Source organism: Pseudoxanthomonas sp. 134C1 (assembly GCF_057773065.1).
Genome location: NZ_JBYMTH010000004.1, coordinates 77,606 through 96,312 on the forward strand (window position 1 = coordinate 77,606; position 18,707 = coordinate 96,312).

Below are 18,707 nucleotides of genomic sequence, written 5' to 3' on the forward strand. Positions count from 1 at the left end.
ATGTCCGGCACGCAGCCGACGCGGGACTGTCAGGCTTTTCTGCGCGCCGCCCGCGACACCGCGCCGGACTTCGGGCCGGCCACCGCCCGGGCCGCGTTCCTGGTCACTCCGGAGGGCTTCGTCCGCGCGGAACAATCGGCGTCCGACAACCGCTACATGGCCGATGCTCCGGATTTCGATGCCGGCGCGGCGCTGGCCGAACACCGGGCGCTGCAGCGCGCCCTGTCCAGCGAACTGCCGGTGATTGCATTTGCCGGGGACCCGGCGACGCCGGACGCCGTATTTCCCAACAACGTCTTCGCGACCGCGCCCGGCCGACTGATCGTCGGCCGCATGCGCCACGAGGTCAGGCAGCGCGAAGCGGCGCGCGGGGATATCCGCGGATTCTTCCGCGATACCCTCGGCTATCGGGAACACGATCTTTCGGCACAGCCACATCCCTGCGAACTGACCGGGGCGCTGGTCATCGACCGCGCGCGCGGCCTGGGTTTCTGCGGCCTGTCCGAGCGCTGCGACGAGGCCGGCGCGGCGCTGATGCACCAGGCCTTCGGCCTGCGCGCCACCCTGATCTTCGATCTGGCCCCGGGCGAGTACCACACCAACGTCGTGCTGGCGGTCCTCGCGGGCCGTGCGGCCCTGTTGTCTCCGATGGGCTTCGCCGACCCGCGGGTGCCGGCCACCCTGGCCGAGCTCTACGGCGCGCTGGCCATCCCCCTGTCGGCGGATGAGCAGGCCGCCTTTGCCGCCAACGCGATAGCCTTGCGTCCGGACAGCGTGTGGATGAGCCGGCGGGCGGCGGAAGCGCTTTCGGCGGCCACGCGCCGGCAATTGGAAAGGACGGCGGGATTCACCGTCCGCGAGGTCCCGCTGGCCGCCATCGAGGCGGGCGGAGGTTCGCTAAGGTGTTGTGTCGGCGAGATTTTCTGAGCGTTCCGTTAGCTGAATGGACCCGGCAGGCTTGTGGATAAGTTCAGACCGGATTCACCGCCCGAAGCCAAGACTTTGCGTCCATTGGTCTAGAAGTGGTTTCGGCTTCCGTTCAGTTTGGCGAGCCGAGATCCGTTACGATTCCGTTATGCATCGCACACTTTCTTCCATCGCGTTCGTGGCACTGCTGGCCCTCGCCGGCAGCATGACCGTTGTGGCCGGGGCCAACGCCCAGGCTCAAGGCCGGGGACAGGGACAGGGACAGGGACAAAGGAATAGTGAGCGTGACGAACGGTCCTCCGAGCGCGGTGGGCGTGCGTCATATGGTTCGCGTGAAAACAGCCACGATTCGCTTGCTGATTCAGTGCGGCGATTGCAGCGGGGGCGCGATATCCGTGTGCTTAGCGCAGAACAAGTACCTTTTGATGGTCGGGACATAAATCGCATCAAGTACGTCGATGAGCGTGGTCGCGTACGTTACATGGACGATACCAGCGGTAGTCGTCGTCGTTCTTCGAAAGGGGAAGACAACGAGCAGTCTCCCCCTTCTGCACGCGGAAATAACCTTTAATAACAGTAGTCTTACGTAGAATCGTAAGCACGGGCGGCTCAGAGGTCGCCCGCATTCCAAGGAGAGTCCATGCGTATCTTGCTGGTCGAAGACGAAGCCCCCCTGCGCGAAACCCTGGCCGCCCGTCTGAAGCGCGAAGGCTTCGCCGTCGACGCCGCCCAGGACGGCGAGGAAGGCCTCTACATGGGCCGCGAAGTCCCGTTCGACGTGGGCATCATCGATCTCGGCCTGCCCAAGATGTCCGGCATGGAGCTGATCAAGGCCCTGCGCGACGAGGGCAAGAAATTCCCGATCCTGATCCTGACCGCGCGTTCCAGCTGGCAGGACAAGGTCGAGGGCCTTAAGCAGGGCGCCGACGACTATCTGGTCAAGCCGTTCCACGTCGAGGAACTGCTGGCGCGCGTCAACGCGCTGCTGCGCCGCGCCGCCGGCTGGAGCAAGCCCACCCTGGAGTGTGGTCCGGTCGCGCTGGACCTGGCCGCGCAGACGGTCAGCGTCAACGGCGGCAACGTCGATCTGACCAGCTACGAATACAAGGTGCTGGAATACCTGATGATGCACGCCGGCGAACTGGTCTCGAAGGCCGATCTGACCGAGCACATCTACCAGCAGGATTTCGATCGTGATTCGAACGTGCTGGAAGTCTTCATCGGCCGCCTGCGCAAGAAGCTGGATCCGGAAGGCGAACTGAAGCCGATCGAAACCGTGCGCGGCCGCGGCTACCGCTTCGCCATCCCGCGTACTAACGAAGAATGAGTCACCGGGGGAACGACAACAATGGGGCAGGCGAAGTATCACCTGCCCCATTATTGGTTATTTCATCTTCGGTTCCATAACGCGAATAACGATAAAGCGACCACTCTTGTCCCAGTATCCCTTTACGCAGTAGGAAGAATTGCAGAGAGTGGTAACTCGTCCCGGGGCCGGCCCCGACTGTGCGAGCGCTGTAGTGGAAGCAAACGCGACGATCAATCCAAGAAGAATAGATGTTTTTTTCATTTCACTTTCCTGTGACTTTTCCTGGCGGCTTGCCAGAAGTCGGAAGCTACCATTGTTCAATAGCGATGAAAGGATGAGTTGAGTGACAATGAAAGCGCGCTCAATGCCGGTTTCATTGCGTGCTAGACAGTTGCTCGCAGCTAGTATTGGTTTGGTTGCTTTTCTGGCTCTTGCTGGATACGCGTTGGATAAGGCTTTCCAAGCGACAGCAAAAGACAATCTATTACAGCAGCTTCGCAGCTATGCAATAGCCTATTCAAAAGTTGATTTTGCAAGGGACGGTAGCCTCATTCCGCCTGAATACCCACCGGATCCAAGATTCGATACGCCAGATAGTGGGTTATTTGCCGAAGTTCTTCTTCCTGGGGGGAAATGGAGTACAGCTTCCACATTAGGTCCCGTGCTGCCTGCTGCGCCCGCACTTGCGGGGCGTGAGGAATCTTTTGATGGCCCCCTAACATATCGCCGCGCCGATGGCAGTGAGAGCCAGGTCTATCGCTATGGCGTGGGCTTCGTCTGGGCCGAACGCGGCCCCGAGGCGGAATTTCCCTACAGCATCTATATCCTCGAGGACGCGCAGGCGCTCAACGCGCAGATGCGGGTGTTCCGCGGCGCCTTGTGGGTGTACCTGGGCAGCGCGGGTTTCATTCTGCTGTTGCTGCAGATGGCGGTACTGCGCTGGAGTCTGCGCCCGCTGCGGCGCGTGATCACCGAACTCACCCGCGTGCAGGGCGGACAGATCGATCGCATGAGCGAACGCCATCCGCGCGAACTTGAGCCGCTGACCGACAGCATCAACGCCTTCATCGAGAGCGAGCGCGAGAACCTGGAGCGCCAGCGCAACACGCTGGCGGATCTCGCGCACAGCCTGAAGACGCCGTTGGCGGTGCTGCGCACCCAACTGGACAGCGGCGCCAGCGAAGCCGCGCTGCGCGAGGAACTGGACAACCAGCTCAAGCGCATGAACGGCTTGGTGTCCTACCAGCTGGCGCGCGCCGCCTCGAGCGGTCACAAGCTGTTCTCCGCGCCGGTGCCGATCGAACCGCATGCCGAGGAAATCGTCAGCGGGCTGGAAAAGGTGTATGCCGGCAAGCGGGTCCTGTGCGAATTCGAGATCGAACCGCAGGCGCGTTTCTATGGCGAGACCGGCGATCTGCAGGAACTGATGGGCAACCTGCTGGAGAACGCGTTCAAGTGGGCGCGTTCGCGCGTCCTGCTGACCGTGCGACCGCTGCCCGCGGCGCCCCAGCGTCGCGCGGGACTGTACCTGTCGGTCGAGGACGACGGTCCCGGCATCACCGAGGAAAACATTCCAGTGGTCCTCCAGCGTGGCGTGCGCGGCGACGAGCGCGTGCATGGCCACGGTATCGGCCTGTCGATCGTGCAGGACCTGATTCGCGACTATCGCGGTGAATTGCAGGTCAAGCGTTCGGAGGAACTGGGCGGCGCCCAGTTCGTGGTCACCCTGCCACAGGGCCTCTGAGCGGTTGCCATCCGCATCCGCGGATGGCGCTCACCACTCCGGTGGTGGACCGTAGAACCGCCGCAGGTGCGCGGCCACGTCCGGCATCGCCTGGCGCAGCAGGCGCGGCGCCGAGAAGTGGTACTCGGTGGCCACGGCGAAGAACTCGTCCGGGCCTTCGGTCGCATAGGGATCGATGCGCGTCTCGCGCCCCAGGTCCACTTCCTGGCACAACTGATCGTAGGCGCGCTGGAAATCCTGCGCCCAGCGACGTCGCCATTCGCCGGGAAGGGGCGGCGTGCCATCCATCTCGCCATCGAGCGCATCCAGCTTGTGCGCCACTTCGTGCACGGCCACGCAGAAGCCGGCATCGGGTTCGGCCAGATCCGCCTGCACGTCGGCCCAGGACAGAATCAGCGGGCCGGCGTCCCAGGACTCGCCGGCCAGGTCGTCTTCCCATTCGTGCTGCACGCCGGTCGCGTCGGTGTGGCTGCGATGTACGCGGAACGCGTCCGGATAGACGATGAGCTGCGACCAGCCGCGCCAGCCGCGGTGCCCGTATTCCAGCAACGGCAGGCAGCACAGCGCCGCCAGTTGCGCGCATTGCGGCTCATCGAGCGAGAGTTCGTCCAGCGGCGTGATGGTCTTTTCGTGCAGGAAGCGTTCGGTCAGCGCGCGCAGGCGCCAGCGGCGCGCCTCATCGAGTCGATGGATCCAGGGCGTTTCGCGGCAGACGTGCTGCCAGATCGTTTCATCCAGGGGAGCGGGCGGACGGAGCCGTCGGAACAGGCGCAACACTGGTCAGCGGAACATGCCCGGCAGGAAGCTGTGCCATTTCGGCGCGCGCGGGCGCGGCAGCACCGGCGTCGGATCACTCTCGTCCTCGCCACCGCCGCCACGGCTGCCCGCGACGGGCAACACGGTATTGGTCGAAGTGGTCGCGGCGGGAGTGTACTTGTCGCGCACGGATGCGCGCGCCGCGCGGGTGGATGCCTCGCTGGGTGGAGCCGCATCGGTGGCCTTGGCGACAATCTCCTGGCATGCCGATGCGGTCACGGTCGACAGCACGCGACCGTTCTGCGCCATTGCCGGCGCGCAGAGGCAGGTCAGCAGGACGATGAAGCTGGCGCGAAGCATCGGAGGACTCCTGTCGGATGGCACCGCAGCGGCGGCCATCCTGCTGAATATAGCCGGAAAAGGGATTGCCGGCCTGAACAGGCCAAGGCCCGCCGGGAACGGCGGCGAGGCGTGCCGGCGGCGCCTGTTCCGCCCCGGCATAATGTCGGCATGCGCCATTCGCTTTCCACTCCCCAGGACTTGTGTTTTCCGACCCGCGCCGTCGGTCGGGGGCGGGCCGGGTGAGCGCGGAGCGCGAGCTGCTGTCGCGCCTGCTGGCGGGTCCGGTATCCGGCGATGCCCTGGCCCGGGACGCCGGCCTGACCCGGGCGGCGATGTGGAAGCGCATCGAATCCCTGCGCGAGGCGGGAGTTCGGATCGATGCCAAGGCGGGCCGGGGCTATGTCCTGGCCGAACCCCTGACGCTGCTGGACGCCAACGCGATGGAACGGGCCCTGGCGCCGGTCTGCCGAGCCGGCCTGGCGGCGCTGGAGGTCGCCTGGTCACTGGATTCGACCAACAGCGAACTGCTTCGCCGGGACACGCCCGCGCAGGGCGCGGCGGTGCTGCTGGCCGAGCAGCAGACCGGCGGTCGCGGACGGCGCGGTCGCCACTGGGCGTCGCCGGTCGCGGCCAACCTCTACCTGTCGCTGGCCCGCCACTTCTCCGGTGGACTGGCACGTCTGGGCGGGCTCAGTCTGGTGGCCGGCATTGCGACGGCGGAAGCTTTGCGCGCGCTGGGGTTCGCCGGGGTCGGGCTCAAGTGGCCCAATGACCTGATGGTGGACGACCGCAAGTTGGGGGGCGTGCTGGTCGAGGGCGGCGGCGAGCACGGCGGTCCGGTGCGGGCGATCATCGGCATCGGCATCAACGTGCGCATGCCATCCACGTTCGCGGCCCGGATCGATCAACCGTGGATCGATCTGGCGACGCTGCATGAATCGGAACCGGTTGCGGACCGCAACACGCTGGCGGTGGCACTGCTGTCGCGGTTGCTGCCCGCGCTGGACGAATTCGATCGGGATGGCCTGGCGCCGTTCCTGGCGCGTTTCGCGTCGCTGGACGTACTGGCGGGACGGGAGGTGGCGATCCGGGATCCGCGCCAGACGCGCCACGGTGTCGCCGGGGGGCTGGCAGGGGACGGCGCGCTGCGCGTTCTCGTCGATGGCGCCTGGGAGAGCGTGCATGCGGGCGAAGTCAGTGTGAGGACGCAATGACGCAGTGGTTGTTCGACCTGGGGAATTCGCGGCTCAAATGCGCGCGAGTGGATGGCGGCGGAAAACCGGGCGCGGTGACCGCGTTCGGCCATGACGAGCGCGGTTTTGCCGATGCGCTGCGGCGCCATCTGCCGGAGCGAGCCGATTCGGCCTGCCTGGCCAGCGTGGCTTCACCCGCCTTGACCCTGGCCGTGCTCGATGCCCTGACCGAACGATTCCAGCGCATCTCGCTGGCGCGCACGCAGATCGCGTTCGCGGACGTGCGCATCGCCTACGCGCGGCCGGAGAAACTGGGCGTGGATCGCTTCCTGGCCATGGTCGCGGCGCGCGCCCGCGGCGCGCGCGCATGGATGGTCGTGGGCGTCGGTACCGCCATCACCCTCGATCTGATCGATGCGCAGGGCCAACACCGTGGCGGACGCATCGGACCCTCCCCCGCGTTGATGCGAGGCGCGCTGCACCAGGCCGCCGCGCACCTGCCGTCGACGGGGGGCGCGTACCGGGAGTTCGCCGACGATACCGAGGATGCATTGGCTTCCGGTTGCGAGGGCGCCGCGCTCGGCCTGGTCGAGCGCAGCCTGCGGCTCGCCACGCAGGCGCTGGGGGAAACACCTGCGCTGCTGTTGCATGGCGGTGGTGCCGAGGCGCTGCGTGATGGGCTGCCGGCGTCGGAATTCGCGCCTTCGCTGGTGCTGGAGGGCCTGTCGCAGTGGGCCCGGGCCGGCGGGCCCGTCCATGCTGCGGAGTGACCGCCATGGATAGAATCCACGCATGCTGATTCGCGCCCTGATCGTCCTGCTGGTCGTCCTCAACCTGGGAGTGGCCGCCTGGTGGCTGACCCGCTCCGAACCACCGCCGCCACCGCCGCCGGAGATTCCGGCCGGAGTCGCGACCCTGGAACTGGTGGACGCGCGGGCGCCATCGGCGGACCGCCCCGCCACGGTATCCGCCGCGCCTTCTTCCTCGGCTCCGGTGATTGCGCCGGCCGCTGCCGCGCCCGCCGCGCACCTCTGCTTCCGGGTAGGGCCATTCGCCGAACGGATCGCCGCGGAGCAGTCGCAGGGCAGGCTGGCGCCGGCCATCGGCCGGGCGGCGTTGCGCGAAGCGCCCGGAACCGGTGCCAGCGGTTACCGCGTATCGCTGCCGCCGGCGCCGACGCGCGAGGAAGCGGTGGCGACCGCGCAGCGCATCGGCGCCGCGGGCTTCGACGATTTCCTGGTGGTCAACCAGGGCGAGGAGATCAACGGAATCGCATTGGGACGCTACCGCAACCGCGAAGGCGCGCAGCGTCGGCAGGCGCAACTGGCCGCCGCCGGGTTTCCCGCCCAGGTCCATGCGATAGGCGAGGAAGGTCCGTCGCACTGGTGGTTGGATGTCGCGGCGCCGGCGGGTACCCGAGCGACGGCATTGCGTCCGGTTGCCGGTGCGCCCGTCGAGCCGCAGGACTGCCCTGCCGCGCTGCGGTAGAATCCCCGTGCCGGCGCAACGCCGGCCTTCCGTGCCGCTTTAGCTCAGCTGGTAGAGCAACCGCCTTGTAAGCGGTAGGTCATCCGTTCGATTCGGATAAGCGGCACCACTCTCCGGTATTCCGGGAATTCCAGGCATCACACGAGGTGCGGCGGCGGGAGCCGCACGCGCCTGCCTGCCGGCTCGTGGTCCGGCCGCTTCCATGTGAGCGGGCGCCGCATGCCGTTGCCAGTCGTCGGCGCAGGGCGGCGCTGTTGCAGCGCCACAGTCCGGTCATGCGAATCGGACTAGACTTGCGGATCTTTCCCGAACCACCGAGTGTCGCGATGGCCCGTACGTTCCCTCCCGTCTCCCTGATTGGCGTGCCCACCGATGTGGGTGCCGGACACCGCGGCGCGCGGATGGGGCCGGATGCCCTGCGCATCGCCGGACTGGGCGAGGCGCTGGCGGCGCGTGGCGTGGATGTGGCGGACACCGGCAACGTACAGGGTCCGCCGAATCCCTGGACCGAACCCGCGCGCGGCTATCGCCACCTGGACGAAGTGGTGGCCTGGAACCGGGCGCTGATGGACGCGACCGCGGCCGAACTGGCGAAAGGGCGGTTGCCGATCATGATGGGTGGCGATCATTGCCTGGCGATCGGTTCGATCACTGCCATCGCCCGTCATTGCCGGCAGCAGGGCAAGCGCCTGCGCGTGCTGTGGCTGGATGCGCATTCGGATTTCAATACCAGCGACGTCACGCCGTCCGGCAACATCCATGGCATGCCGGTGGCCTGCCTGTGCGGTATCGGTCCGGACGCGCTGACCCGGCTGGGTGGCGACAGCCCGGCGATCACGCCGGCGATGGTGCGCCAGATCGGCATCCGTTCCGTGGATCCGGAAGAGAAGAAGCTGATCAAGGATCACGCGGTCGATGTCTATGACATGCGGTACATCGACGAGGTGGGCATGAAGCGGACGATGGAAGCGGCGCTCGAAGGCGTGGATGCCGATACCCACCTGCATGTCAGCTTCGACGTGGACTTCCTGGATCCCAGCATCGCACCGGGCGTCGGCACCACGGTGCCGGGTGGACCGAACTACCGCGAAGCGCAGCTGGTGATGGAGATGATTGCCGACACCGGCCGGATGGGCTCCCTCGACATCGTCGAACTCAATCCGGTCCTGGACCGTCGCAACCGGACCGCCAAGCTGACCGTGGATCTGGTGGAAAGCCTGTTCGGAAAATCCACCTTGATGCGCGACTGAACCAGGCCTGCGCGGAGCCTGATTTGCGCCTGAATGCCGCCCGCCGGCTTCACGTGCCGTGAACGGCCGCCTGTCCATGGTGGAACCACGCTGCAAGGGCCGCCCGCCGCGCCGATGCAGCATCGTTCCACCAGACATTTCACCAAGGAGGCGAACATGAAACGTTGGATGGCTTTGCTGATGCTGGCGATGTTTTCCACCGCGGTTCTTTCCGGCTGCAACACCATGGCCGGCGCGGGCAAGGACGTGCAGAAGGTCGGCGAGAAAGTCGAGGACAAGGCGCAGGACTGCAAGGACGGCAAGTGCTGACGTCGTAACCCCTCTGGGCGCAGCGACGAGGCGCGCCTTCCGGAAGGGCCGGCAATGCCGGCCCTTTCGTTTTGGGGCGTCTTGGTCAGCCTCGATGCAGCATGCTTTAATCAGACTCGCCGCCGCAGGGGAAGGCCGGCGCGGAAGGACCGCCGCCGCATCCCCGGTGTAGAGTCACCTTACAACCAGGAGTTTTCCATGAAGCGCTACGCCGCTCTGTTGTTCATTGCCCTGTTCTCGATCGTCGCGCTGTCCGGCTGCAACACCGTCAAGGGGTTCGGCAAGGACGTACAGAAGGTGGGCGAGAAGGTCGAGGACGCCTCCGGCAAATAAGCCGGTGGGCGGACCGGCGTTCGCCGCCGGTCCGGCAGGAAATACGGAAAGGGCCGGCATTCGCCGGCCCTTTCCCGTTGGGGCACCGGGCGAGTCCGCGTGTGCATGGGATCGGTGGCGCCTGCGTTTCACGACAGCGTTCGCTTGACGAAAATAATATGTCGTTGACGTCGCCTTGATCGTGCGGGAATGGCAGGGATGCGATGCTGGTCACGCGGTATCCCCCGCCGCGAAACCAAGAGGACATTCCATGAACCAGGACATCATCGCCGGCAACTGGAAGCAGCTGAAAGGCAGGATCCAGGCCAAGTGGGGCGATCTGACCGACGACGACTTCCAGATCGCGGAAGGCAATGCCGAATATCTGGAGGGACGCCTGCAGGAACGCTACGGTTGGGGCCGCGAACGCGCCCACGATGAAGTGAAGGCATTCGAGCGCAGCCTGCGCTCGGACATGAAGCACTGATTCCTGGGCGACAGGAAAAAAAGCGACGGGCCGCGCGAGCGGCCCGTCGCTTTCATGCTCCGACGTTTCGCGCTTCAGCGCCAGCGCGGCGGATCGGCGACGAAGCCATTGGGGAACGCCTGCGGCGCGCGCTCGCGATAAGGCGGCCGGTACGGCGGCGGCAGGATACCCAGGGCCACCAGCCGACGCGGTTCGTCATAGCGGATTTCGCTGACCTGGTCGGGCGCGCGACGGGCGCGCACGAAATCGGTGGAACCGACCGGCGCCCATTCGCGTTCACCGTGGCCGGTGCCGATGCGCTGGCGGCTGGCCATTGCCTCGCCGACCGCGTCGGCCGCGCTCGGGGCGGCGGCCTTCTCGGCGCTTTCCGATTGCGGGCGGGCTCCGGCGTAGGGCGGGTAGGGGGCCGGCGCGGGGGACGAGGGATAGTACGGCGGGTAGTAAGGCCGGGCCTCGCGGAATGCCGCGACACCGATGACTCCGACGTTGCGTGGACGTCCGGTGCGCGCGGCGTAGCTGTCGCGGTGGTTGGTGAAGATGAACTGGGCGATGTCGTCCAGCGATTTCCGCCAGCCGGCGATCTCGGCGGTCTCCCACGGATCCAGCACGTAGCCGGCCTGGGACGGAGCGGCGGTTTCACCGGTGACGGCGTTGACGCCGTCCACCGACAGCACCACCAGTATGCGTTCACCGGTGGTGTTGGTCAGGCGCACGGCGTAGCGGTGGCCGGGTTCGCCGGCGACCCAGCGGTCACCGCGATGCGGATAGCTGGGCAGCCATTGGCCGGTGTCGCGGTCGACCACCGCCACGTCCACCAGTGGCCCGGCTTCGGCGCGGGAACAGGCGGCCAGCGGAAACAGCGAGGCGAGCAGCAGGATGCAGGCGCGGAACATGGCGGTTCTCCGGGAGGGACGTGCGTGTCAACGCGTCGCCGCCGCGGATGGGGTTTGCGCCGCCAGCGGTTAAACTGGCCGTGTTCAGACTTCAGAAAGACGCAATGACCACCCGAGTCCTGACCGGCATCACCACCTCCGGCACCCCCCATCTGGGCAACTATGTCGGCGCGGTCCGCCCCGCCGTGGCGGCCAGCCGCAATCCCGGCGTGGAAAGCTTCTATTTCCTGGCCGACCTGCACAGCCTGATCAAGGCGCAGGACCCCGCGCGTACCCAGCGCTCGACGCTGGAGATCGCCGCGACCTGGCTGGCGGCCGGCCTGGAACCGGACAAGGTGTGGTTCTACCGGCAGAGCGACATTCCCGAGATCACCGAGCTGACCTGGTTCCTGACCTGCGTGGCCAGCAAGGGCATCCTCAACCGCGCGCATGCCTACAAGGCGGCGGTGGACAAGAACCGCGCGGATGGCGAGGACGATGATGCCGCGGTCACCGCGGGACTGTTCATGTACCCGGTGCTGATGGCCGCGGACATCCTGATCTTCAATGCCAACCAGGTACCGGTGGGACGCGATCAGATCCAGCACATCGAGATGGCGCGCGATTTCGGCCAGCGTTTCAACCATGTCTACGGCAAGGAGTATTTCGCCCTGCCGGAAGTGCTCATCGATGACAACGTCGCCACGCTGCCCGGCCTGGATGGGCGCAAGATGAGCAAGAGCTACAACAACACCATTCCGCTGTTCGTGCCGCGCGAGGAGTTGAAGAAGCTGGTTTTCTCGATCCTCACCGATTCGCGCGGGGCGGGTGAGGCCAAGGACACCGAGGGCTCGGCGCTGTTCCAGCTGTACCAGGCTTTTGCCAGCGCGGAGGAGACCGCCGCGTTCGCCCGGGCATTTGCCGACGGCATCGGCTGGGGCGACGCCAAGCAGAAGCTGTTCGAGCGCATCGATGCGGAAATCACCCCGCTGCGCGAGAAGTACCTGACGCTGATGGCGCGGCCCGAGGAGATCGAGGCGATCCTGCGCGACGGCGCGCAGCGCCTGCGCACGAAGTACGCCATCCCGTTGCTGGCGGAACTGCGCCACGCGGTCGGCCTGCGCAACCTGGCCGACCAACCGGTGGCACCAACGAAAACGGCCACGGCCAAGGCCGCGCTGCCGCAGTTCAAGCAGTATCGCGACAAGGACGCGCGGTTCTATTTCAAGTTCACCGATGCCGACGGCCAGCTGCTGATCCAGAGCAATGGCTTCGACGCGCCGAAGGATGCCGGCCAGATCATCGCCGTGCTCAAGCAGGCCGAACGCGCGGATCAACTGGAAACCACCGGGATCGTGCTGCAGGTTCCTGTCGCCGAGGTGCTGGCGGCGTTGAAGCAGCTGCGCGACGCCGAGGTCTGAGATGCCGTTCCTGGCGATGGTGCTGTTCCTGCCGTGGTTCGCGCTGCTGGGCACGCTGTTCTGGCTGTTTCCACGGCAGCCACGCGATGGCCGGCGCAAGGCCTTCGATACGATCAGCCTGATCGTGGCTTTCGTGCTCAGCATGTTCGGCATGTACTGGGGCTACGCGCTGGGGCTGGCCGACATCGGCACCGGCGCGATCTGGAAGCAGGTGCTGGCGACCCTGGTCGGCTACGGCGGTTTCCTGTTCGTGCTGAGCGTGGCGGTGCTGCTGCGGTCGTGGTGGCTGGAGCGCTGAGCGCGCCGGCGGGCAGCACCCGACCCCTGATGTGGGAGCGACGTGAGTCGCGAAGAAGCGCTCCGAATTCATGTCCTCACTGCAGGAGAGACATGAATCGCGCCGCGGAGGGTCGCCGATTCGCGACTCACGTCGCTCCCACAGTGAGGTGGACGGTGGGCTTCTGCGACCAAAGATGCATCGTGGCGCCTCCGCCGCGTCGGTAGAATCGACGTCATCCTCGCGTTACCCCACAAGCGTATGGACACCACTGGCATCCACACCATCGATACCGCGTTCCAGCGGGATCATTTCGATGCCGCCTACCTGATTGTCGAGCAGGGACGCGGTGCATTCATCGACACCGGGACCAACCACGCGGTGCCCCGTCTGCTGCAGGCCGCGCGTGACGCCGGCCTGGAGCCGGACGACATCGACTGGGTGATGGTCACCCATGCGCATCTGGATCACGCCGGCGGCGCGGGCGAACTGATGGCGCAGCTGCCCCGTGCGTGCCTGGTCGCGCATCCGCGCGCCGCGCCCCACCTGATCGACCCCGCCAAACTGATCGCGGGCGCCACCGCGGTCTACGGCGAAGTGGAGATGGAGCGCAGCTACGGGCGCATCCGGCCGGTGCCGGAAGCACGCGTGGTTGTCGCCGAGGATGGACACACGCTGGCACTGGCCGGCCGCCGCTTGCAATGCATCGACACGCCGGGGCATGCGCGCCATCACTACTGCGTGTGGGACGAACGCAGCCGGAGCTGGTTCACCGGCGACACCTTCGGCCTCTCCTATCGCGAGATGGATGGCCCGCACGGGCCGTTCATCCTGCCGACTTCCTCGCCGGTGCAGTTCGAGCCCGAGGCGCTGAAGACCTCCATCGCGCGGTTGCTCGCCTACCGGCCGCAGGCGATGTACCTCACCCACTACGGCCGGGTGGAGGAGCCGGATCGCCTGGCGGCGGAACTGTTCGAGCAGATCGACGCGATGTGCGCGCTGGCGCGGCAGTGCGACGGCACGCCGGATCGACATCGCGCCCTGGTCGCCGGATTGACCATGATGTACGTGGAACGCGCCCGCGCGCTGCGCTGCCCGCTTGATGATGCCGGGGTGACGCGGGTGCTGGAGATGGACATCGAACTCAACGCGCAGGGCCTGGCCTGCTGGCTGGATCGCGATCGCCGCTGATCAATCCCAGCGGTTGAGGCCTTCGCGCTCGCCTTCGCCCATCGGCACGATGCAGAAGCGCTGACCGGTGGGGGCTTCCATCACCCACCACCGCTCGTGGACGAAGCGGATGCGGCGCGCGCCGAGTCGTTCCAGACGAGCGGCCTCGGCTTCCGGATCGTCGGCTTCGATATCCAGATGTACGCGCGAGGGGTGATCGACTTTCTGCACCTCCACGTGCAGCCCGCCGGCAGCATCCTTCAGTCGGTCATACAGACCGCCGCCGCCATCATCGGCGCTGACCACCGGCAGGCCGAGCGCGCGACTCCAGAACGAGGAGGCGGCGCCCAGTTCGTCGGTCTGGCAATCGATGATGAATCCGGCAAGACGGCTGTGATGGGCCATGTCGATGCTCCGGGAAGACTCGTTCCCGCGTCCGGTGGTGAGGGATTCAGTCCCAGTGGTTCGGCTCGACGCCGCGTTCGGGATGGCGCATGCGCACAACGCAGAAACGCTGCCCGGTCGGCGCTTCCATCACCCACCAGCGTTTGACGAAACCGATCCGCTTGGCGCCCAGTTTCTCCAGCCGGTCGGCTTCGGCGTCCACGTCGTCGGCCTCGATGTCCAGGTGCACGCGCGAGGTGTGCGCGACCTGTTGCACCTCCACGTGCAGTCCGCCCGGCGCCCCTTCCAGCTCGGCGTAGTGGGCTTCGCCATCCTGGTAGGTTTCACCGCGCGGCAGGCCCAGCGCCTGGCTCCAGAACTGCGCGGCGGCCTCGTGGTCGTGGGTCTGGCAATCGATGATGAAACCGGCGAGACGACTGCGATGCGCCATGTCCGTTCTCCGCGGGAGTGGGGCAGGAAACGCGACCCGCCGCCGTTGCCGGCGGCGGGAGATGGCCGGATTTACGCCGGCAGCGCCAGATCGTCGATCAGCGCCTTGAGGAAGCGCGCGGCTTCGCCGCCGGTGCAGGCGCGGTGATCGAACGTGACCGACAGCGGGATGATCTTGTGCGACTCGAAGCCGCCCATCACCGGCGTGACCTGGTGGCGGGCGCGGCCGGCGGCGACGATCGCCACGCACGGCGGTACCACCACCGGGGTGGCGTAGCGGCCGGCGAACATGCCGAAGTTGGACAGCGAAATGGTATAGCCGCTGAGCTCGGACGCCGGAATGCTGCGGTCCTCGACCTGCGCGCGCAGGCGGTTGATGCCCTCGCGCACGCCGCGCGCATCCAGGATGTCGGCGTTGCGCAGCGCGGGCACGAACAGGCCGTCGTCCGTGTCCACGGCGATGCCGATGTCCACGTGCGGATGCAGGGTGCGGCTGAGCTTGTCGCCGTCGAACCAGGCGTTCATCGCCGGCACTGCCTTGCAGGCGCGGACGATGGCGCGGATCAGACGCACGGTGACGTCGTTGCCCGGCGTCCAGGCATGCACGTCGGCGTCGTCGCTGAGCGTGGTCGGCACGACCTTGGCGTGCGCGTCGGCCATCACCCGGGCCATGTTGCGGCGCACGCCCTTGAGCTGTTCCGGCTGGCCGCTGACGGCCACGCCCGGTGGCTGGGTACGCATCGGCTTGCCGGAGGCGGACAGCGCGGTGCGCTGCGCGGCGGCGGGCGCGGACGCCGGAGCGGCCTCGGCCAGCGCGGCGCGGGCCGGCGCCGCGGGTGCCGCGCCCACGCGGGCGGAACCGTCGGCGGCGGCCTGCTTCACGTCGGCCATGGTCACCGCGCCGTCGGCGCCGGTGGCACGCACACGGGCCAGATCCACGCCCAGCTTCTTCGCCATCGCGCGTACCGCCGGCATCGCCTTGACGCCACCGACCGCGACCGCCTGTTCGGCGTGCACGGCGTTGGAAGTCTGCATCGCGCCGACCACGGTGCCGGCGTCGTCGCGCTCGGTTTCAGCGGCGGCTGGCGCAGGCGCGGCGGCGGCCGGCGCGGGTTCGGGCACCTGCGGCTTGGCCGGGCCGTGGTGATGGCCGGTGTCCTGGCCTTCCGCGCGCTGCGGCAGGTTGGGGTCGGGCTGGAACACCGCCAGCATGCTGCCGGTGACGACCACGTCACCCGCGCCGCCGGCCAGCTTCAGCACCTTGCCGGAAACCGGCGACGGCACTTCCACGATCGCCTTGGCGGTCTCCATCGACACCAGCGGCTCGTCCAGCCGGATCACGTCGCCTTCCTTGACGAACCATTCGACGATGGTGGCGTCGGGCAGGCCTTCGCCCAGGTCGGGAAGATTGAAGGTCTTGCTGTCGCTCATTCGGATTTCTCTTGTGCAGGTGTTGCTAGGAAAGGTTCCAGGTTGCGCGCGGGGATCCAGCCGGTCTGGCCATGCGCGTTCTCCGCCCACCACCAGTCCGCCATTTCGTGGTGCAGGGTCAGGATTTCGCCCGCCTCCGCATCCAGCTCGCGCGTGTCGTACTCGTCCGTCGCGGTGGCCGCGCCATGCTCGGCGTCGAACAGGGCGACCGGAATCCAGCCGCCGAGTCCACTCGCCAGACTGGTCCAGACGAACTGCGGCCAGTCGGTGTCGCGTTCCCCCAGGGTCACCGGATCGCCGGCGGCGACCCGGATGGCCGGTCGTTCCGGCGCGCGGTGCCTGGCGATGACCCGCGCGCGCTCCATCAGCCGTTGGCCAGGGTGCGCTTGGCCGCGGCGACGATCTTGTCGACGCTGGGCAGGTACTTCATCTCCAGGCGGAACAGTGGGATGTGGGTGTCGTAGCCGGTGACGCGCTCGACCGGCGAGAGCAGGTCGTACATCGAGTGCTCGGCCAGGCGCGCGGCGATCTCGGCGCCGAAGCCGGCGGTGCGCGGGGCCTCGTGCACGATCACGCAGCGGCCGGTCTTGGACACCGACTCGGCGATGGTGTCGAAGTCCAGCGGACGCAGCGTGGCCACGTCGATGACTTCGGCGCTGATGCCTTCGGCGGCGAGCTTGTCCGCGGCTTCCAGCGCTTCCTTCACCTGCGCGCCCCAGGTCACGAGGGTGACATCGGTGCCGTCGCGCAGCACGAAGCACACGTCCAGCGGCAGCGCTTCGCCGTCATCGGCGACCACTTCCTTGTACTGGCGGTAGATGCGCTTGGGTTCCATGTAGATGACCGGATCCGGATCCCGGATCGCCGCCAGCAGCAGCCCGTAGGCGCGCTGCGGCGAGGACGGCAGGACCACGCGCAGGCCCGGCACGTTGGTGAAGATGGCCTCGTTGGCCTCGCTGTGGTGTTCCGGCGCGCGGATGCCGCCGCCCCACGGCACGCGCAGCACCATCGGGCAGTGCAGGCGGCCACGGGTGCGGTAACGCATGCGCGCGGCGTGGCAGATGATGTGGTCGACCATCGGGTAGACGAAGCCGTCGAATTGCGCTTCGGCGACCGGTTTCATGCCCTGCACGGCCAGGCCCACGGTGAGGCCGGCGATGGTGGTTTCGTCCAGCGGGGTGTCGAGGATGCGATCGGCGCCGAAGCGCTGTTGCAGGCCGGCGGTGGCACGGAACACGCCGCCGTTCACGCCCACGTCCTCGCCCAGCACGATGACCGAATCGTCGTGCGCGATCTCCCAGGCCAGCGCCTGGGTGATGGCTTCAATCAGGGTGATCGCGGTCGGGGTCGCCACGGTATCGGTCGCCTTGGCGTTGGCGGTGGTCTTGTTTTCCATCACGGTGCTCATGAGCGGCCCTCCGCGGCGAGCGCGGCGGCCCGTTGCGCCAGCAGTTCCGGCGGCGGATCCGCGTACAGATAGTCGAACATCGCTTCGACCGGCTGCACCGGCGTGTTGAGGTAGGCGTTCACTTCCTCGTCCACGCGCGTGCCGCATTCCTCCTTCCACCTGGCCTCTTCGGCGTCGTTCCAGACGCCTTGGGCAACCAGCCAGGTGCGCAGGCGGGTCATCGGCTCGCGCTCCCAGGCCGCCTTCACTTCGGCGTCGTCGCGATAGCGGCGGGCATCGTCGGCGGTGGTGTGATCGGACAGGCGGTAGGTGACGAATTCCAGCACGGTGCCGCCCTGGCCCTTGCGCGCGCGCTCGCCGGCGCGGCGCATGGCTTCCAGTACGGCGATGAGATCGTTGCCGTCCACCTGCAGGCAGTGCAGGCCGCCGGCCAGGCCTTTCTGCGCCAGTGTCTGCGCACCGGTCTGGGCCTTGCGCGGCACCGAGATCGCCCAGCCGTTGTTGACCACGCACAGGATCAACGGCAGTTCATAGGCGCCGGCCGAATTCAGCGCGGCGTAGAAATCGGTCTTGGAGGAACCACCATCACCACAGGTCGCGACGGCGAGGTGCGGCTGCCCGCGCAGCTTGAACGCCAGCGCGGCGCCGGCGGCATGCAGGCACTGGGTGGAAATCGGCACGCTCCAGGCGAAGTCGTGGCGGGCGATCTTGAAATCGTTGCCGCGCTCGTCGCCGCCCCAGTACATCAGCACGTCACGGGGCTGCACGCCGCGCATGAACTGCGCGCCGTACTCGCGATAGCTGGGAGCGAACACGTCCTCGGGCTTCATCGAGGCGCCGATGCCGACGTGGGTGGCCTCGTGGCCCAGGCAGGAGGCGTAGGTGCCCAGCTTGCCGGTGCGCTGCAGCGCGATGGCCTTGGTGTCGAAGGTGCGCACGAACAGCATCTGCTTGAACAGTTCACGCAGGCGCTGGGTATCGCGCCCGGCTTCGGGCAAGTCGTCGCGGACGAGCTTGCCGTCCGGACCGAGGTATTGGAGGAATTCGATTTCGAACTTGGCGGCGATGGTCATGCCGGGCGTCACTCTTCGGATGTTGCAACGAATGTTGAGGGATCCAATGTTAAGGAACCGGAGCCGACCGGCCTTCCTGCGCTGCAACAACACAGCGCCGCATG

The 18,707-nt window shown here is 67.1% G+C and carries 22 protein-coding genes and 1 tRNA gene; 14 read left to right on the plus strand and 9 right to left on the minus strand.

The genetic code is table 11. The features are described 5' to 3' along the window. The 3 genes from AC3DEZ_RS09570 (at position 1) to AC3DEZ_RS09580 (ending at position 3,980) form a co-directional block, all read left to right on the plus strand. Positions 1 to 927: an arginine deiminase-related protein gene (locus AC3DEZ_RS09570; RefSeq protein WP_488388012.1), complete on the plus strand. Its 927-nt coding sequence runs from the start codon at positions 1 to 3 to the stop codon at positions 925 to 927. Positions 928 to 1,567: 640 nt separating this feature from the next. Beyond that, positions 1,568 to 2,254: a response regulator transcription factor gene (locus tag AC3DEZ_RS09575; RefSeq protein ID WP_488388013.1), complete on the plus strand. Its 687-nt coding sequence runs from the start codon at positions 1,568 to 1,570 to the stop codon at positions 2,252 to 2,254. A 358-nt stretch (positions 2,255 to 2,612) separates the two neighbouring features. Then, on the plus strand, positions 2,613 to 3,980 hold the full coding sequence (locus AC3DEZ_RS09580) for an ATP-binding protein (RefSeq protein WP_488388291.1): 1,368 nt from the start codon (positions 2,613 to 2,615) through the stop codon (positions 3,978 to 3,980). A gap of 30 nt (positions 3,981 to 4,010) precedes the next feature. Here AC3DEZ_RS09580 and AC3DEZ_RS09585 read toward each other — a convergent pair whose 3' ends face one another. Together AC3DEZ_RS09585 and AC3DEZ_RS09590 are read right to left on the minus strand one after the other, a co-directional pair. Beyond that, the gene (locus AC3DEZ_RS09585; protein ID WP_488388014.1) at positions 4,011 to 4,754 is read right to left on the minus strand and encodes a M90 family metallopeptidase; all 744 of its coding nucleotides are present in this window, start codon (positions 4,752 to 4,754) and stop codon (positions 4,011 to 4,013) included. A 6-nt stretch (positions 4,755 to 4,760) separates the two neighbouring features. Beyond that, a complete protein-coding gene (locus tag AC3DEZ_RS09590; RefSeq protein WP_447103424.1) occupies positions 4,761 to 5,096 on the minus strand; it encodes a hypothetical protein in 336 nt (111 codons plus the stop codon). 182 nt (positions 5,097 to 5,278) lie between these two features. Between AC3DEZ_RS09590 and birA the strand changes: the two genes are divergently transcribed. The 8 genes from birA to AC3DEZ_RS09630 all read left to right on the plus strand — a co-directional run bounded on the left by birA (position 5,279) and on the right by AC3DEZ_RS09630 (position 10,117). Continuing rightward, a complete protein-coding gene (gene birA, locus AC3DEZ_RS09595; RefSeq protein ID WP_488388015.1) occupies positions 5,279 to 6,292 on the plus strand; it encodes a bifunctional biotin--[acetyl-CoA-carboxylase] ligase/biotin operon repressor BirA in 1,014 nt (337 codons plus the stop codon). Further along, positions 6,289 to 7,041, plus strand: a complete 753-nt coding sequence (locus tag AC3DEZ_RS09600; protein ID WP_488388016.1) for a type III pantothenate kinase — start codon at positions 6,289 to 6,291, stop codon at positions 7,039 to 7,041. Before birA ends, AC3DEZ_RS09600 begins: the two co-directional genes overlap by 4 nt. 22 nt (positions 7,042 to 7,063) lie before the next feature. Further along, complete coding sequence (locus tag AC3DEZ_RS09605) at positions 7,064 to 7,759, plus strand: SPOR domain-containing protein (protein ID WP_488388017.1); 696 nt, start codon at positions 7,064 to 7,066, stop codon at positions 7,757 to 7,759. A 33-nt stretch (positions 7,760 to 7,792) separates the two neighbouring features. After that, positions 7,793 to 7,868: transfer RNA gene (locus AC3DEZ_RS09610), tRNA-Thr, on the plus strand. 217 nt (positions 7,869 to 8,085) lie between these two features. Continuing rightward, positions 8,086 to 9,009, plus strand: a complete 924-nt coding sequence (gene rocF / locus AC3DEZ_RS09615) for an arginase (RefSeq protein ID WP_447103420.1) — start codon at positions 8,086 to 8,088, stop codon at positions 9,007 to 9,009. Positions 9,010 to 9,165: 156 nt separating this feature from the next. Continuing rightward, the gene (locus tag AC3DEZ_RS09620; protein WP_141455525.1) at positions 9,166 to 9,318 is read left to right on the plus strand and encodes an entericidin A/B family lipoprotein; all 153 of its coding nucleotides are present in this window, start codon (positions 9,166 to 9,168) and stop codon (positions 9,316 to 9,318) included. A 198-nt stretch (positions 9,319 to 9,516) separates the two neighbouring features. Continuing rightward, positions 9,517 to 9,651 carry an entericidin A/B family lipoprotein gene (locus AC3DEZ_RS09625; protein WP_447103419.1) on the plus strand — a complete coding sequence of 45 codons (135 nt, stop codon included), beginning with the start codon at positions 9,517 to 9,519 and terminating at the stop codon, positions 9,649 to 9,651. 250 nt (positions 9,652 to 9,901) lie between these two features. Further along, positions 9,902 to 10,117, plus strand: coding sequence for a CsbD family protein (locus AC3DEZ_RS09630; protein ID WP_141455527.1), 216 nt, complete (start codon positions 9,902 to 9,904; stop codon positions 10,115 to 10,117). Positions 10,118 to 10,191: 74 nt separating this feature from the next. On the opposite strand, the gene AC3DEZ_RS09635 is transcribed toward AC3DEZ_RS09630, so the two are convergent. Continuing rightward, the gene (locus tag AC3DEZ_RS09635) at positions 10,192 to 11,010 is read right to left on the minus strand and encodes a hypothetical protein (RefSeq protein ID WP_488388018.1); all 819 of its coding nucleotides are present in this window, start codon (positions 11,008 to 11,010) and stop codon (positions 10,192 to 10,194) included. Between the two features lie 104 nt (positions 11,011 to 11,114). On the opposite strand from AC3DEZ_RS09635, the gene AC3DEZ_RS09640 reads away from it, so the two are divergent. From AC3DEZ_RS09640 to AC3DEZ_RS09650, 3 genes are all read left to right on the plus strand, one after another. Next, positions 11,115 to 12,410: a tryptophan--tRNA ligase gene (locus tag AC3DEZ_RS09640; RefSeq protein WP_488388019.1), complete on the plus strand. Its 1,296-nt coding sequence runs from the start codon at positions 11,115 to 11,117 to the stop codon at positions 12,408 to 12,410. A gap of 1 nt (position 12,411) precedes the next feature. Further along, positions 12,412 to 12,708, plus strand: coding sequence for a hypothetical protein (locus AC3DEZ_RS09645; protein WP_488388020.1), 297 nt, complete (start codon positions 12,412 to 12,414; stop codon positions 12,706 to 12,708). Positions 12,709 to 12,948: 240 nt separating this feature from the next. Further along, positions 12,949 to 13,878, plus strand: coding sequence for an MBL fold metallo-hydrolase (locus AC3DEZ_RS09650; protein WP_488388021.1), 930 nt, complete (start codon positions 12,949 to 12,951; stop codon positions 13,876 to 13,878). Here the strand turns inward: AC3DEZ_RS09650 and AC3DEZ_RS09655 are convergent, their stop codons facing one another. The 6 genes from AC3DEZ_RS09655 to pdhA form a co-directional block, all read right to left on the minus strand. Then, positions 13,879 to 14,262, minus strand: coding sequence for a VOC family protein (locus AC3DEZ_RS09655; protein ID WP_488388022.1), 384 nt, complete (start codon positions 14,260 to 14,262; stop codon positions 13,879 to 13,881). 46 nt (positions 14,263 to 14,308) lie between these two features. Further along, positions 14,309 to 14,692: a VOC family protein gene (locus tag AC3DEZ_RS09660; protein ID WP_447103413.1), complete on the minus strand. Its 384-nt coding sequence runs from the start codon at positions 14,690 to 14,692 to the stop codon at positions 14,309 to 14,311. A gap of 71 nt (positions 14,693 to 14,763) precedes the next feature. Continuing rightward, positions 14,764 to 16,122 carry a dihydrolipoamide acetyltransferase family protein gene (locus AC3DEZ_RS09665; RefSeq protein WP_488388023.1) on the minus strand — a complete coding sequence of 453 codons (1,359 nt, stop codon included), beginning with the start codon at positions 16,120 to 16,122 and terminating at the stop codon, positions 14,764 to 14,766. Next, on the minus strand, positions 16,119 to 16,487 hold the full coding sequence (locus tag AC3DEZ_RS09670) for an SH3 domain-containing protein (protein ID WP_488388024.1): 369 nt from the start codon (positions 16,485 to 16,487) through the stop codon (positions 16,119 to 16,121). The genes AC3DEZ_RS09665 and AC3DEZ_RS09670 overlap by 4 nt, the downstream gene beginning before the upstream one ends. Next, entirely contained in the window at positions 16,487 to 17,518 is a 1,032-nt protein-coding gene (locus tag AC3DEZ_RS09675) for an alpha-ketoacid dehydrogenase subunit beta (protein ID WP_488388292.1), read from the minus strand. Before AC3DEZ_RS09675 ends, AC3DEZ_RS09670 begins: the two co-directional genes overlap by 1 nt. A gap of 8 nt (positions 17,519 to 17,526) precedes the next feature. Then, positions 17,527 to 18,603, minus strand: a complete 1,077-nt coding sequence (gene pdhA, locus AC3DEZ_RS09680; protein WP_488388025.1) for a pyruvate dehydrogenase (acetyl-transferring) E1 component subunit alpha — start codon at positions 18,601 to 18,603, stop codon at positions 17,527 to 17,529. Between the last annotated feature and the right edge of the window lie 104 nt (positions 18,604 to 18,707).